Genomic DNA, 16,351 nt, shown 5'->3' on the forward strand with positions numbered 1-16,351 from the left:
ATATGCGGCGGATCGTTCGCGCTGGCTGGTTCATGTTGGTCGCGGTCGCCTGCGCCGCTGTATTTGGCGCATCATCGACTTGCGCGGCCGCCGATCCGGCGCGCTATGTTGCCGGCTGGCTCGACGGCACGACGACCACCGGCGGCGAAGTTCGCGACTGGGGGAACTCCGACGGCCATCCCGAGTTGGCCGGCCGCCGCCTGTTCGAGGGCGCGCCGGCCTTGCGCTGGCTGCGTGATACGCAGTTGCTCCCCGCCGCGCAGCCCACGGCTTTCGTCGAGTTCTTCGGCGGCGACACCTTGCCCGGTAAAGTGACCGGCTTTCAGTCGGCCGTCGAGCTGCCCCAGATTCCTGAGCCGGCGTGCCTGCTGGTCGAAACGCCTCAACCCTGGCTCGTGGCCGCCGAGCCGCGCGCCCTGCGCGTTTGGCCCGACGAGATTCGCCGCGTGGTCTGGCAGCGTCGCTCGGCCAACCACTATCAACCGGCCACGCTCTTCTATCGCGACGGCCGCCGGCAACCGTTCCGCTCGCTGCGCTGGGCCGACACCGGCGTGCGCTTGCTCTTGGACCAGGGAACGTCGCTGGTGCCGTGGGAGCAGATTGCCGAGCTGCACTTGCCCGCGCGCCCTGCTTGGAGCAGTTGGCTCGACGCGCTCGCTCACTTGTCGCCCAACGTGCAATCGCGGCTGGTGCAGCTCGAAACGATCGACGGCCTGCGCCTGACGACCAGCATCGAGCGCTACCGCGCCCAAGCAATGCGCGACGCCAACAAGCCCGACAACTGGCAACACTTCGTGCAACCGGCTTGGAGTCCCGATCGGCTGCTCGTGCCACACACCAAGATTCGGCTGCGCGTCTGGTTCGAGCCACACGAAGCTCCTCTTTCTTCGCTCGAACCGGCGGCGCACCGCGCCCGGCACACCCTGGGCGGCGCGTGGCGCGAGCCGCGGACCGACGCCAACGTGCAAGGGACGGCCATGCGCTGCGGCGGGCGGTTGGCGGCTTGGGGTTGGGGCGTTCAGGCGCACGATGAGCTGCTGTTCGAGCTGCCGCCGGTGGCCGCCACGTTCCGCACCCAGTTCGGGCTCGACGACCTGGTCGGCACAGGCGGCTACGCGCGCGGCCGGGTGACGCTCACGACGGCAAATGCTTCGGCCGGCGCGCGGCCCACCGTCTTGTTCGAGACGCCGATCCGTCAGGGGGCCGGCGCGGCCGAAGCGACCTCGCCAATCCCTCTCACGCCGGCTTCGTCGACGACAAGCGTCGAGCAACGCTTGGCCCTGGTGGTGGACAGCTTGGATCAGCCCGGCGTGCGCGGGGCCGACCCGCTCGACGTGCGCGACGTTTGGAACTGGTTCGAGCCGCTGGTCGAATTGGACCGCGCGGCTTTGACGCAGCTGGTGGCCAAGCACGCGATCGAAACGATCCCCGGCCTGTCGTCCTGGCTCGGCGACACGCCCGAGAAGCGGGTCGATGTCGTGCAGCGCCTGGCTCCCACGCCCGACGGCGGCCGGACGTTCCGCGTCTGTTTCATCCCGCGCGAAGGATCATTGAAGTTCAGCCGCAAGCTGACGATCACGGCCGAGCGGCCGAGCCTGTGCCTGCTATTGTCTCATCCCGAAGCGCCGGTCGAGCGCTCGTCGCGATTGATTGTGCGCGTGGAAGACCGGCAACTCTACGACGGCGACGTGCCCGTCTGGCGCGAAGGCCGCCTGCCGCTACCGGTGAAGATCGCCCTCAACGACTTCACCAGCCGCGACGTCCGAGTCGAAGTGACAATCACGTCACCCGCACGCCCAGCAGCAATCGTCTGGCATGGCGTCGAGATGATCACGAAATAAAAGTTTGGGTAACACCGACAACTAGTTGTCGGTGTCGCGCAGCGACAAGAGGGCAATGGGAAACGCCTCGATCCCTCTTGAGGCTGCGCATCTCGAAAAACAAGTTGTTGGGCCACGCGTCACGAATGCGTGACATCTGTTTACGGGTTGGGTATTGTTTGTAGCCAGTGATACATCAATACCGCAACATGGAGCGATACGATGGCTGACTTTATTTGCCACGGCTGTAACCGCAAGAAGTCGCAAAGCCAAGTTTACGAATGCAGTAAATGCAAGAAGATATTGTGTTTTTCCTGCAAGGGGCACGTCGCTCGATGCAAAGATTCAAAGATGGGCACGGCAGGCTGTGATGGCTGGTTGAAGCAACGCTGAGGCAAGGCCAAAGCGTTACAACTCGCAGATTCTTTGCATGCCGAGCGAATGGACTAAGTGCAGTTTTGCGAGCTGAATCAACTAGCACCATCTTTCGTTCTTTTGTCGGCTGCGCTGCATCTAAACGCGTAGGCCGCACTTACGCAGCTAATTGGATGCGATTCGACATTAAGTGAGTAACTGAGGCATTCCATGGCAAAGCGTGTTTTCCGAACGGCAGACAGCCTTGCTGCTGAGGAGCGCACACGCGCCATTCTGCCTGCGTTTTTAGCGAGCCGAGGATTCACTGATGTCAAAGACCAACGGAGTGGCAAACGGCAAGCAATTGGCGCAGTTTCACCAGCGGGTGATCGGCTTTCGATTTCTGTCCGTCTCTGCTGGCGCCGCCAAGAAAACAGCCGGGACTCAAAACGGGTTCAGACATACTCTGCCGCTCAATTGCTAGCTGACGTCAAAGGTGACTGGGAAGGTTCGCTCTCGCGCAAGATTGCGAGCGAGCAAGCTCGCGGCATCACTCATGTCCTGTTTGTACAACCCGAAGACAACAAAATCCGATACGCCGCCCTAGTACCACTCTCGAAGGTCATTCCAATTTGGACGGCGCAGCGAGACATCAGCCTTAGGATAATCAAAGAGGGCAGGGCGGGGCGCAGGAAAAAGAACCATGCGATGAATGGAAGCAGTCCTACAATTTGGCTACAAGACGATCGCGGTGGCCAAGAAGTTGCTGCCGCGCTATGGAACCATCAAGGTGTCGTTGATGTCGTCAACATATCCGCTCATTACGTTTCTGCGGACGAGGCGAACCAAACATTAGACACCGAAAAAGTAGAGTCTGACTTTCAACCGTGCGGCAATGACCGGCGCAGGCACGTCTTTCGACAAATCAAAGAGCGTCGAGGGCAGCAGTCGTTTCGTGATACGTTGCGAGTTCGTTATGGCAATCGTTGTGTTGTGACTGGCTGCAGCCTGCTTGACGTCCTCGAAGCGGCTCACATCAGCCCATATCGAGGCGTTGAAGACAACCATCCCCGGAACGGTTTGCTTCTACGCGCAGACATACACACGCTTTTCGACCTAAATCTTCTTGGTATTGAACCTGAATCCCTGGTAATCAGGCTCCATCCTGATGTGATCGCCGACACAGCATATGCCTCATTGGACGGGACAAAGCTTATATGTGAACAGCTTCACCGCCCCTCCGAAAAGGCTCTAAGAGATCGATTCGAATTATTTCAGCAGCGTTTGAACGCTGTCGTGTTCATTTCTCCGGTCCAGTCCAAATAGTTGCCGCATCTAGTTGCAGCCGGGTACGATGAACGGACTATGGCCTCGGAACTTGACCCGCCTGCCCACGCTCCCGCCGATCTGACGCCACGCGACGTGGCCGCGCCGGCTGAGGCTGCGCCCGAAATTGCTAACAACGCCGCTTCTGCTGAAGACGCGATGGCGAGCGGCGTGACAGCCACGGCGACCGACACCGTACCCGAGGACCAGCGGGCGCTTTTGGAAGCCATGCAGCGAGGCGACCGGGCCGCCTTTGCCCAGATTGTCGAGCGATACCAGATGCTCGTCTTTGGCTACCTGCGGGCGCGACTCTTGCAGTCCAACGACGCCGAGGATCTGACCCAGGAAGTCTTTCTGCGCTGCTTCATGGCCCGCGAACGCTTCTCCGTCTCGCATGACATTCGCCCCTGGCTGATCGGCATCGCCCGCAACCTGCTGCGCGAGCATGTCCGCCGCGTGCGGCAGCGCAAGGAATCGGGTTGGACACAGCTTTGCCTCGAACTCGACACGCTGGCCGAGGTCGAAGCCGACGAACCCGAGGCCGGGCTCGATCATCTGCCGGGCTGTCTGGACGGACTGGGGGACAGCGCGCGGCAAGCGATCGAGATGCGCTATTGCTCGCAACTGCGGCTGTCCGAAATCGGTGACAAGCTCCGCCGCAGCGAAGGGGCGGCCAAGCTGTTGATGTTTCGCGCCCGTCAGGCGTTGAAGAACTGCCTCGATCGCAAGTTCAAGGCGGAAGACGATGACTGACGACCAGCTTGTCCGGCTGGTGCAAGAGACGCCGCCCGAGGAACTTTCCGCCAGCCAGTTGGCTCTGCTCAGGCAGCGACTGCCGTTCTCGCACGAACTGCGCGGGGCGATTCGCGAGCAGATTCGCCTGGAGCAATTGCTCAACACGGCGCTGGGGCGCTACGGCGTCGATGTGACTGCGGTTCTTGAACGAGCCGCGCGCCTGCGCCGCCGGCGACGACTGATCGCGGTCGCGCTGGCCGCCGCGGTGCTCGTGCCGCTTTCGTTTATTGGCTACCGCGTCGCGAATCGGCCGGCAAGCGACGAGGCCGGACATGTCGTGGCCGTGAACACCGGTCCGACGAAACCCGTCGGCGGCGCGACGGACAACAAGCAACCCAACGCGGCCGTCATGCCCGACGCCGATCCCGGGCCGGCAAACAACGAACCGGCCATGCCCAAGCCAATCGCAGTCCCGGTAGTGCCCGCAACCGGTGCTGGGGGCCAGGCGGCGCCGTGGGTCGAGACGCTGGCGCGGCCGGTGCGGCCGATTGCCCAGGCGTGTTACGACGAATTGCCGTTCGACACCTCGGGGCGCGCGGCGAACGATCTGAGCCAATGGTGGCAGACGCTGTCGGGCTCGTCCCAATCGGCCACGCGGCGACGCGTGAATGGCTTGTCGATGCGCGGGCGGTTCCGGCTGCTCGCCCCCTGGACGCCCGGCACCGTGTGGCGGATCAACGTCGGCCAGCCGAGCGATTTTCAGTTGCATTTGTGGGCCGGCCAGCAAGGGGTAACGCTCGACTATTTCGAGAAGCCGTACCTGGGCTGGGCGGCGTACCAGGCGACGCGTGGCGGCGCGCAACCGACGCCCGACGCATTGTCGCTTACCACGCACGACGAGCAGCGCTACGCGCGCCTGGGGCGCGGCGTGGTCGAGCTGCGGTATCAAGCGGCTCACATCGTCCTGTCGCGCGGCCAGATTCCCCTGCTGATCGTGCCGCTGGCCGAAGCTCCGCAAGAGGTGATCCTGGACAGCGGCAAGGACACCGCCTTCTTGGCCGGCATGGAGCTACTGCGCAGCGAGCCATTCTCGTTCACCGTTCCCACGCCGCGCACGGTCGTGGCGACGCCACAAGAGCGCGACTGGCAAACGTCGCTCCCGCAAGGGGCCATTTGGAGCCCCGCGCCCAATGGCACGTTGTCGCTGACGGCGACGAATCCCGATCGCGACGTCCGGGCCTGGTTCCCCGTCGATGTAACTAGGCCCACCGAGTTCCTATTCCGAATCGAGTCGTCGACACCGCAGACGGCCGTTTACCTGGGCGACACCGACGGCAAGCCGCGCGTGGGCGTGGCGTTCGTGGCGGCCCAGAACTCGCGCGGGCACGCCTACACGTTCACGCGCTCGCTCGATTCACGCAACGAGTTGAAGTTCAACCGGGACAAGACGCCAATCCAAACCTGGACGGCGCGGCCGTTCTGGTTGCGGCTGGCCGTGGCCGGTGGCGCGGTGCGCTGTGCCATCAGCGAGGACGGCCAAACCTGGACCCGGATGTTCGAGCCAATCCGCGAGCCGCAAGGGCGCATCGCCAGCGTCGGGCTGTACGGCAACTCGGGCAAGGGGCAACGCCAACTCGTCGTGCGCAGCATCGAGTTGGCCCGCCCGCCGACGCTTAATTTGTTCGTCGAAGCTGACATATTGGACCAGGTTCGTAAGTCGGCACCCACGCAGGGAACGCTCGACGCTTGGCTCAAGACGGTTCTCGCGGCCCGACCCAAGAATGTGGCCGCCGAGGCGTGGACTGCGGCCTGCGCCGTCGAGGCGCTAGCCGCCGGCGCGGATGGCGTGCTGGGCTCCGGCCTGGCCAATGGGCTGCTCGAAGCGGTCGAAACCTCGGCTTTATCTGAAGACGACCGGGTGCGGCAACTCGACGCGCTGGGCGGGCTGATCGACCTCAGCATGGGCGTGCTGAGCAACAAGTGGATCGACACGTACACTGCCGTCGCCCTGGCCGCCGGTGAAGATCGGGTCCGTAGCCCGTACGACTTGATCGAGCCGTCGTTGATCGGCACGTCGAGCGTGGCCGTCAGCACGCAAAGCTTTTTCATCGACCGCTTGCTCCGCCGTCAGCTCATCGAGCTGGTCATGCGTGACGACTGGAACCTAGTTCACCAGTTCTGCCGCCAACTCCATTTTTTTGGCGGGCGAAGCTACAGCGACGGCGCGCGGGGGCACCCCGAAGATCGCCTGCCTTTGGAACGCGAGCAGACCATGCGTCTGGCCGATTGGGCCGCGGCACTTGCTGTTCGCAACCTGCCCGAGGATCAGCTTCACGAGCAGCGTCCCCCGACCGCGGTGCCCACCCAATGGCGTCATCCGCTGGTCGAGCAACTGGGCAAGGAAAGCTTCAACGTGCTGGCCGATTTTGAAGCGGCCGTCAGCGGCGGCGCGCTGAAGGATGCGTGCCAAGTGCTGAACCATCTGACGTTGGGCCAGCTTGACGGTCTGATTCCGCGCAAGCGCGATCCCGATTGGCTGACGCCGCTCCCTGAAGCGGTGGCCGCCATCATGCGCGACGAACCAGGCTTACGCCAGACGATGGAACAAGAGTTCGGCTCGGTGGCTCAGTTACGATTTCGCCAGGCCGCCAACGAAGCCGACGCCGAGACGGTCGCCCTGGTGGCCTTGCAATTCCCCGGCACCACGGCGGCGGCCGAGGCGCACCTTTGGCTCGGAGATCGCGCACTGGCCGCCGGAGACGCTCAGCAAGCGGCGCGCTACTATCAACTGGCCGACAACGAATCGCTCGCCATGCGACGCAACGATTTGCGGTGGCGGCGCGAGCTGGCGACCGCGGCGCTCGGCCAGCCGACGCCATCGCTGCCGTCTGCGCCGTTGACGCTGGGGGATGAGTCGATGTCGCCCGAGGAAGCGGCACGGCTGGTGGCGCAATTGCGGCGGGCCGCACCCAGCCCCGACGTTTCGGGAAGCGTGACGGCCGCGCGGCGCAAAGAATTGGCCGTGCCCGGGCCGTTTGCTTGCCGAGCCGAGAACCTGCACAAGCTCGAAGGCTCGGTCGGCGATAAGCCCGAGCAGATGTCGCGCGTCGATATCGATGGTTTCGGTTGGCAACTGGCCACAACGCAAGTTGACGATCGCCTGCTGGTCAGCAATCGATTCCAGATTTCAGCGTACGATCTGGAGAAAGGGACGCGACTCTGGACCGCGCCGTCGACTTCGCCCGGCAGCGCGGCGGCACATCTGTTGACCGCCATGAAACCGGCGGTGCGTGGCAACCAGGTCTTTGCGCGCCGGCTCACCACCGGCGGCGCCGACGTGGTGTGCCTGGACTTAAGCGACGGCCACCCGCTCTGGAAGACCCCCGACACGATCCAGCCAGTCAGCGATCCGTTCCCCGTCGGTTCGAGCGTCGTGCTGGTCACCGCGGCCTGGCCCCAGGCCGATACGGTGCAACTCTCGCTGACAAGGCTAAACGCTCAATCGGGCAATGTCGAGGCCGAGTGGCCGCTGCTGCAATTGCGCGACGTGTGGAAGCGCGAGACGCCGTGCCACGCCGCGCGGCGTGACGACTTGCTGGTGGTAGCGACCGGGGGCGTGGTGGTGGCCACGACGCTCGATGGCCAGTTGCGCTGGCTGCGCCGCCAGGCTTGGACCGGCGGCATGCTGGACAACAAAACGCAAACCTGGCGAGCCCAGCCGCCGTTGATCGTCGGCGATCGGGTGATTGTTTCGCAGCCCGGCGTGCCGCTGGTCAGTTGCTTTGACCTCCCCACCGGCGAGCGGCACTGGCAGCGCGTCGAGTTCGAGACGCTTGAGTACCTGACGCTTACTGACAAGACGACGTTGATCCGCACCCGCGATCGCCTGCTCGCCGTCGCCAACGACTCGGGCGACTTGCAATGGCAGCGGACGATCGCACCCGAGTCGGGGGCCGCGCTGGTCGACGCGCGACGCATCCTGCTCGCGCAGCCCGGACTGGTCGACAAGGCGCGCGTCACGCTCACCTGGTTCGACGCTGGATCGGGACAAAGCCTGGCCGCGATGACGCTCAACGAGTTGACGGGTCAGCGGCCGACGTGCGGCGCGCTGGTCGCGTTGCGTGGAAGACTGTGGGGGCTGGTGGCGGGCGAGCGGCGCGACCCCTATCGCTCGCTCGCCGAAATGAAACGGGCCGAGGACGTGGCCTTGCAGCCTGGTTCGCCGTTGCCGGCGTCCTGGGTGGCCGAAATCCAGCGGACCAGCGACAAATCGAAGCAAAAATAACGGGCCGGGGCCTGTAACTTTTGCCCGCATCAAGTCAAATAGGGGTAACCGCTTAGCGACGGCCGGTCGCGGGCGGAACTCGGCCCCGTTCCCGCCTTGCGAAAGTGCCCTTTGAGCGCGAATTGTCCCTGTCACATGGTCCGCCAGGTTGGGCTTTGGCTCGCGGCCTTGGCATTGGTCGTTGGCCACGCTGGTCGGGCGCGCGCCGAGGGAGACTGGGAAGTCACGCCGGCCAGCCAGGCCGCGCTCGAGCGGGGCTTGAAATGGCTGGCGCGTCATCAGGGGCCGCAGGGGAATTGGAATTCCGAGAACCTGGGGTTGGTGGCGATGGGGGCGTTGGCCTTTATGGCCGATGGCCACGCGCCGGGACGCGGACAGTACGGCGAGGTCGTCGAACGGGCGCTTGATTACATCTTGAAAAGCGCCAAGCCGTCGGGTCTGCTCAACGTGGCGGGGCCGCAGCGCGACATGTACAACCACGGCCTGTCGTGCTTTGTGCTGGGCCAGGCGCACGGCATGATGAGCGATCCGCGAATCAGCCCGGCGCTCGATCGGGCGTTGAAGCTGATTGCCAACACGCAATGCGACGACGGGGGCTGGGAATACCAGGCCCAGCGCCGTCCGCGGGGTCACGACCTGAGCCTGGCGGTGATGCAGGCCAAGGCGCTGCGCAGCGCGGTGGACAGCGGCCTGGAAGTTCCTCCCGAGGTGATCGAGTCAGCCATCAAGAGCGTGCGCCGCCACTATCGCCCCTCGGTCGACGGAGATCGCTCGAAGCTCGACGAGCAGGCCATGCAGCGCGTGCCGGGACAATTCACGTACACCGGCAACGACCGTGGCACGCTGGCCATGGCGGCATGCGGCGTGGTCTGCCTGCAAGAATTTGGCCAGTACGACGACTGGCGCATAGGCAAAAACGTCGAGGTGATCTCGAAAGCGATCAAGGACATGAAGTCGGTGAAGCCGAACGGCGAAGGCCCCTTTGACTCGTACACCACCTATTACGTTGGCCAGGCGATTTACCAGGTGGGTGGCGAGACGTGGAGCAAGCTTTACCCGCCGCTGCGCGACGCGCTGGTGGCCAGTCAGGTTGCCGGCAAGGATCCGAACAGCGACGGCTGCTGGAGCGACAATCGCCGCGTCGGTGGCGAAGAGGGAAAGCTCTACGCCACCGCGGTCTCGTGCTTTGTGCTGGCCATGCCGAACCGCTATCTGCCCATCCTCCAAGAAGGTCGCATCGACACCTTGCAAAAGCGCTTTGGCCAACCGTAACGCTTCGGCCAACGCTGATCGCCGGACACCGCTTCGACTGCTCGCTGCTAATGTTCGTTCCATCCTCGTCTGATTCGTGATTGGTTCCTTCCCGCGCCTCGTTGACTCGCCCCGATGATCAGCTTTCCTGCCGGTGGATTGGCCTTTGCCGCGGCGGGCGCGCTTGCCGCGCTCGTGCCAGTGATCATCCATTTGCTCCATCGGCGCAAGTATCGCGTGGTGTCGTGGGGGGCGATGGAGTTTCTGCGCGAGGCGATGAGCAGCCAGCGGCGGATGCTGCAACTGCGCGATCTGCTGCTGCTGGCGTTGCGTTCAAGCTGCCTGTTGTTGATCGGTCTGGGTCTGTCCCGCGCGCAATGCACGCCGACCGCTTCGGCCGTGGCGACCGGCGGGCCGATTCACGCCGTGCTGCTCGTGGACAACAGTCTGAGCATGGGCTATCAGCGCGTCGATGGCACGCTGCTGGACGACGCCCGGCAGCGGGCACGCGGCTTGATCGATCGCTTGCCCGCCGAAAGCCTGATCAGCGTGATCCCCTTTGCCAGCGATCCGGCGGACTACAGCGCCGACCCTTACCGGACCAAGGATGACGCGTTGGCGGCGCTCGACCTGATTGAACCGGTCGATCGAACCGCGTCGAGCAATCTGCTGGTCGAAGCGGCGCTGCGGGCCTGTCAGCGCGGGACCGAGTTGCCCGGCAAGCGGATGGTGCTGTTCAGCGATCTGCAAGCGGTCAACTGGCCCAGCGACCTGCCCGTCAAGGAACTGTCGGCCCACGGCGATCTGCAAGTGGTGTCACTGGCGGCGGAGCACCTGGACAACGCCTGGGTGGCCGACGTCCGCGTGCAAGACGGCGTGGCTGACGTCGAAACCGCGACTGAGTTCGTGGCCGCCATCCGTTACGAAGGGACAAACCCGCGGCGCAACGTGCAGGTCACCCTGGCTGTCGATGGCACGCCCGTCGAAAGTCAGACGGTCGATCTCGAACCGGGCCAGCGGCGCGAAGTGACCTTCACGCACCGATTTGACGTCAGCGTCGAAGCGGGCCACGCCACGTACGTCTCGGCCACGGTGGAACTGACACCCGATCGTCTGGCCGGCGACGATGCCCGCTCGCTGGCGATTCCGGTCGTGGCCAGCTTGCCCGTCGTGTTCATCGACAACCTTGGCGATCAGGAAGACCCGGCGCAAGGTCGATTCGGCGAGACGTATCGCCTGCGCCGGTTGCTCGCCCCCGGCAGCAAGCGCGACGCCGCCCGGCACGCCGTGCGGATACGGCACGTGCGGGTCGAAGAGGTCGATCGCGAGCTGCTCGAAGACGCCCGACTAGTGGTGATCGCCGGCGTCGAAGCGCCCGGCCCGGCCGTGAAGCTGCTGCGCGAGTATGTCGAGCAAGGGGGGCCGCTGCTCGTCGCCGCCGGTGCCGATTTCGACGCGGCAAGTTGGCACACGCAGGCCTGGCTCGATGGCCGCGGCATTCTGCCATTGCCGCTGAAGGGAGAATTGATCGGCCACCGGCCGGTCGACTCGAACAGGCCGCTGACGCCGTTCCGGTTATCGACCGCCGGGCTGGAGCATCCGTTCTTCACGATCGAGGATGCCTCGACCGAGGAGTTGGCCGATTTGTACCGCGAGCCGCTGTTCTTTCAGGCGGTGGCGATCGACGAAAAGCCGGCCGCGTTTACATCACCCGCGGTGACTGAGAAAGAGCTAAAAGCCGCGCCGCCGCGCTGGCTTCTCTGGGCGCAAAACGAAGCGGATGAGCCCGCCAACGCCAAGGATGAGCAAGATTCGCTCCGGCGTCAGCCGCGCGTGCTGGCGCGTTATGACAACAATCAGCCCTTCCTGGTCGAGCGCCGCATCGGGCGTGGCCAGGCGCTGTTCGTTTCGACCGCGATCCAGTCCGATTGGAACACGCTAACGACGTGCAACGCGGTGTTGATGTTCGACCGGATGATGCGCGACCTGCTGGCTACCACTTTGCCGCGTCACGACTTCGCGGCCGGCGAACCGATCGTCCTGCCCATCGCGCCGACGCAGCGCACCTGGCAGTTCCGACTTTACGACGCGCAAGGAGCCGAAGACGCCCTGAGCGTCGAAGCCCTCGGCGAGCGGGCTTATGGCATTGTCTTGCGCGGCATCATGCGGCGCGGGCTATACAAAGTCGTGGGCCTGCGCGACGCCGCCGACACGGCGACCGATTGGCAGTTCCCGCTGGCGGTGCAGGGGCCCGAACGTGAAAGCGAACTGAAGCCGCTCAAGAACGAAGAACTGTTGGCCCGGCTCGCTGACATGACGGTCGAGGTGGTGCCAACCGACGGCGAGATCAGCATTGCCGCGGTCGGACAGTCGGCCAGCGCGCTATGGACCTGGCTGTTGGCACTGGCTGGGGTGGGATTGATCGTCGAGTTGGGCGTCTTGGGCTGGCCGAATCGCCGGCCGGAGGCGCGCCCATGAGTTGGCTCAACACGCTACTTGGTCGCGCGCCAGGCGCTGGCCACGCCAGCTTGGTCGATTTTCGACTGTCGCTGTCGGCCGAATGGGCACAGCAGTTCCCCTGGCTGGCGTGGGGCTGCGTGGCGCTGTTGATCTTGGTCACGGTGTTGTTCTATCGCCGCTATCAAGCGGTTCGCTCGCGCAGCGTGCGATTCTTGCTGACCACGTTGCGGGCGGCGGCGCTGGCGTTGGTGTTGCTGCTGCTGGCCGAGCCTTCGCTGGTGATGCGAGTGGATCGACAGCCGCGGCCTTGGCTCTGGCTGCTGTTCGACGGCACGCAAAGCATGGCGATCGCCGACGATTTGGCGACGACGCAGCGCCAACAGTTGAACAACGTGCTCGACTTGCCCGCATCGTCGACCGTGCCCGATCGGCAAGAGTATGTAAAGTCGCTACTGCGCCGTGAGCGCGACCCCTGGATCGCGCGCCTATCCGAACGATTTCGACTGAGGGCATTCATCTTCGATCGTAATGCTGGGGTCCGCCCCCTGCAGAACGAAGCGTCGAGCGACACCGCGCTGACTGGTCAACAACTCGCCGAACAATTAACCAGCAATGGCGAAGTGACGGCCATCGGCAACGCGCTGGCCGACCTGGCCCATCGACATACCAGCCAGAACCTGGCCGGGGTCGTCGTGGTGAGCGACTTTGATCAGAACTCGGGCTTGCCCGCTCTGACAACGGTGGAACGGCTGCATGCACCGATCTACACCGTGGGTATCGGCCCCGAAGCGGCAGTCGATCTGTCAATTGAATTGACAGCGCCGCTATTACTGAAGAAATCAGAGGCGGCCTCGCTAACGGTGACGCTCAAACAAACTGAACTAGAAGGGCGCACCGTCAACGTCCGGCTGATTGGCTGGCCGCCGGGACATAGCGAGGGACCGAACACGTCACGCGTGCTCGGCGAGCGACAGGTTGAGCTGTCGGGCGAGACCATGACCATTAACATGCCGGTCACGCCCGAGGAAGTTGGCCGCTGGGTCTTTGCCGCCGAAGTCGATCCGCAAGAAGGAGAAGTCGTTCGCGAAAACAACGTCGCCCGGCGCGAAGCGGTGGTCCAGGACAACTTCTTGCGCTTGATGTTCGTCGAGCACGAACCGACTTGGGAGTGGCGATTCGTCAAGGAAGTTTTCCACCGCGACCCATTGGTGGGTCAGCGGGGTTTCCGCACGTTTTTACGTTCGGCCGATCCCAAGGTGCGACAGTCGAACGAATTGTTCCTGCCGTCGCTCGTGCCCCCGCGGAGCGAGTTCTTTGCCAACGATGTGATCTTTCTGGGAGATGTGCCGGGGCAATCGCTGAGCACCCGTTTTGGCGAGCGCGTGAAAGAGTTTGTCGACATGTTTGGGGGCGGACTGGTGGTCATGGCCGGCCCTAATTTCGGTCCCGGCCAGTTGGCCCATACGCCGCTGGCCGACTTGCTCCCCGTGGTGGTCGACCCCGACGCGCGGCTGCGCGACGAGCGGCCGTTTGCGCCGCGGCTGACGCCCGAGGCCTCGCACTACGACTTCATGCAACTGGGCGCGACACCGCAGGAGAATCGCGAGGCCTGGAGCGCGCTGAACCCGTTGCCTTGGTATCAGCCAGTGTTGCGCGTGCGCGACGGAGCGACGATCCTGTTGGCCCATCCGACCGATCGTTGCGTCGACGGCCGCACGCCGCAGCCGCTCTTGGTGATGCGTCCCTATGGCAAAGGCCAGGTGGTCTATCTGGCGTTCAACGAGATGTGGCGACTGCGCCGCAAGTACGGCGAAAAGTATTACCGGCACTTCTGGGCCCAAATGATCTATCGGCTGGGACTGAGCCACACGCTCGGCAGCCAGAAGCGATTCGTCGTTCGCACCGATCGGCAAAGCTATCAGGTCGATGACTCGGTCTTGGTGACGGTTGACGCTTTTGACGAGGATTACGACCCGCTCACTAGCGACAAACTTCCCGATCGCAAGCTCGTCGGTCATGTCTCGCTACCGGCGCGTGGCGCGGCCGGCTCGTCGACCGCCGCTGGTAGCAACGCATCACGCGACCAGCAACCGTTGTCGCTGGCGCAAGTCCGGCCGGGCGTCTATGAAACGCGTTTGACCGCGCTGGTTGAAGGGGAGCATCGGATTCAGATCGAAGATCCGCTGGCCCGACAACCGGTCGAAGTGACGTTCCAGGTCACGCCTATTTCGGTCGAGCGGCGGACCGCGCGGCGGAATGTGTCGCTCCAGCAGCAACTGGCGGCCCAGACCGGCGGTCGCAGCTATGATCTGATCACCGCCGACCGATTGCCCGAGGAAATTCCGGCCCACGGCCGAAGTCAGTCCTCGATTGAAGTCATCCCGTTGGGTCATAATTGGATTGTGTTTCTGTTCCTGGTCTGCACGCTGATTGTCGAATGGCTACTGCGCAAGTTAATCAACCTGGCCTAGCGATCGGGGCGCGCTCGCCCTTGCGCGCGCGGTTGCGCCGCATTGCGCGCCGGCGTGCGCGGCTGTGCTTGGCGACCCAGCTTTGCCGCGCGCTGTGGGTGGCGGTGGTGTTGCTGGCGGTGGTGTTTGCGCTGGACTATCTGTTGAACCTGCGGGTCGGCGCTCGACTGTCGCTGTTGCTAGCTGCCGGTGTTGCATGGGCCGCGGCGTTGTGGCTGCACCGGGCGCGCGATAGCCGAGCAGGTGATGCCGAGCTGCGGACGGCCCTCTGGCTCGAACAGCAACACGCCTTGGAGAACGACCTGGTCGCGGCCCTGCAATTCGAGAAACCCGCCGCGCAAAGCTGGGGCTCGCGCATCCTGCGCGAAGCGGTGATCGGCTACGTTGGACAATTTAGCGAGGAGTTAGACGCTGACTGGTCGCACGAACGCCGCGCGCTCAACCGGCAAGCCCTGTACGCCGGCGCGGCATTGCTGGCCGTGGGGCTGGCGACTCTGATCGCCCCGGCGCACCTGGGGGCTTTCGCTCGGCGTCTGGCGCTTCAACCGGCGCGCTATCCGACGGCCACGCGGATCGTCACGGTTTCCGTCAATGGCCAACCGATCGATATCGAACATGGTGGCACGACGCTCCGCTTGCCCTATGGCCAGCCGGTCCGCGTGGCGGCCAACGCCGAAGGCGCGATTCCGACAGCGGGAATTGCCCTGTTGCGCACGGGCACTGACCGCGCGGCGGCCGAAGCCACGCTCGAAGCCGATGCCACAGTCGATGGTCATTTCAACCTGCAACTTTCCCGCCTGGTCGACGACGTCGAGTTGTCGCTGCGGCTGGGGGACGATACGACCGAACCGGTGAATATCCAAGCCATCGCGCTCCCCGTGGTGACGGTCAGCCTGGACGCCACGCCGCCGGAGTACGCGCGCTCGCAAGCCGCCGCCCCCGTGGGCTCGCATCAACTGGCCGTGGTCGAAGGGACCGATGTGACGATTCATGTCGAATGCGCGAACAAGGGGCTCCGCTCGGCCGAGTGTACGATCGGCGAAGCCCGGTTCTCCTTGCGTTCGATGGCGGACAATCGGCATTGGACGCTCTTGCCCATGGGAACTCCGCTGGCCAACATTCACGAATTGATGCGCTACGAGATTCAGGTCGTCGACGAGGACGGGCTGTCGCTGGCCGAACCCCTGCAAGGGACCATTCGCATCAAGGCCGATCGGCCGCCCCGCGTGACCGCGGCCGTCGTCACCCAGCACGTCTTACCGACCGGCAAGCCGCGCATCAGCTTCGGGTCGACCGATGATTTCGGGCTGGCGAGCTTGCGGGTACGATGTCTGATACAGCGCGCGGACGGCACCAGTGACGAATCGACCTTTGAAGTGCCTCTGGCCGAGCCATTGCCACGACTGGCCCAAGGGCGCTGGCCGTTCGAGCTGCGCGATCTGAAGCTAATGAAAGGGGACCAGCTCAAGGTCACGCTCGAAGCCACCGACTGGCGCGGCAAAACGCCGGGCAAGACGGCGTCGAGCGAGCCGCTGGTGCTCCACGTGACCGACGAGCGCGGCGTGCTGGCCGCGATGTCCGAGGCCGACCAACGAACCGCCCGACAGATGGACGCGATCATTCAACGTCAGTTGGGGTTGGGAGAATAA

Annotated in this window: 8 protein-coding genes; all 8 read left to right on the forward strand. The window is 64.3% G+C overall.

Annotated features, from left to right (window positions below):
* Nucleotides 1–2: 2 nt before the first annotated feature.
* The 8 genes from JSS27_18185 to JSS27_18220 all read left to right on the forward strand — a co-directional run bounded on the left by JSS27_18185 (nt 3) and on the right by JSS27_18220 (nt 16,351).
* On the forward strand, nt 3–1,841 hold the full coding sequence (locus JSS27_18185; GenBank protein ID MBS0210876.1) for a hypothetical protein: 1,839 nt from the start codon (nt 3–5) through the stop codon (nt 1,839–1,841).
* 564 nt (nt 1,842–2,405) lie between these two features.
* Nucleotides 2,406–3,500 carry an HNH endonuclease gene (locus JSS27_18190; protein ID MBS0210877.1) on the forward strand — a complete coding sequence of 365 codons (1,095 nt, stop codon included), beginning with the start codon at nt 2,406–2,408 and terminating at the stop codon, nt 3,498–3,500.
* A 39-nt stretch (nt 3,501–3,539) separates the two neighbouring features.
* The gene (locus JSS27_18195; GenBank protein MBS0210878.1) at nt 3,540–4,253 is read left to right on the forward strand and encodes an RNA polymerase sigma factor; all 714 of its coding nucleotides are present in this window, start codon (nt 3,540–3,542) and stop codon (nt 4,251–4,253) included.
* Nucleotides 4,246–8,520: a PQQ-binding-like beta-propeller repeat protein gene (locus tag JSS27_18200; protein MBS0210879.1), complete on the forward strand. Its 4,275-nt coding sequence runs from the start codon at nt 4,246–4,248 to the stop codon at nt 8,518–8,520. The genes JSS27_18195 and JSS27_18200 overlap by 8 nt, the downstream gene beginning before the upstream one ends.
* A gap of 135 nt (nt 8,521–8,655) precedes the next feature.
* Entirely contained in the window at nt 8,656–9,792 is a 1,137-nt protein-coding gene (locus tag JSS27_18205; protein ID MBS0210880.1) for a terpene cyclase/mutase family protein, read from the forward strand.
* 114 nt (nt 9,793–9,906) lie between these two features.
* Nucleotides 9,907–12,249, forward strand: a complete 2,343-nt coding sequence (locus JSS27_18210; GenBank protein ID MBS0210881.1) for a BatA domain-containing protein — start codon at nt 9,907–9,909, stop codon at nt 12,247–12,249.
* On the forward strand, nt 12,246–14,702 hold the full coding sequence (locus JSS27_18215) for a hypothetical protein (GenBank protein MBS0210882.1): 2,457 nt from the start codon (nt 12,246–12,248) through the stop codon (nt 14,700–14,702). Before JSS27_18210 ends, JSS27_18215 begins: the two co-directional genes overlap by 4 nt.
* Nucleotides 14,669–16,351 carry a hypothetical protein gene (locus JSS27_18220; GenBank protein MBS0210883.1) on the forward strand — a complete coding sequence of 561 codons (1,683 nt, stop codon included), beginning with the start codon at nt 14,669–14,671 and terminating at the stop codon, nt 16,349–16,351. Before JSS27_18215 ends, JSS27_18220 begins: the two co-directional genes overlap by 34 nt.

This window comes from Planctomycetota bacterium (genome assembly GCA_018242585.1).
In the GTDB taxonomy this organism is placed as follows: domain Bacteria; phylum Planctomycetota; class Planctomycetia; order Pirellulales; family PNKZ01; genus JAFEBQ01.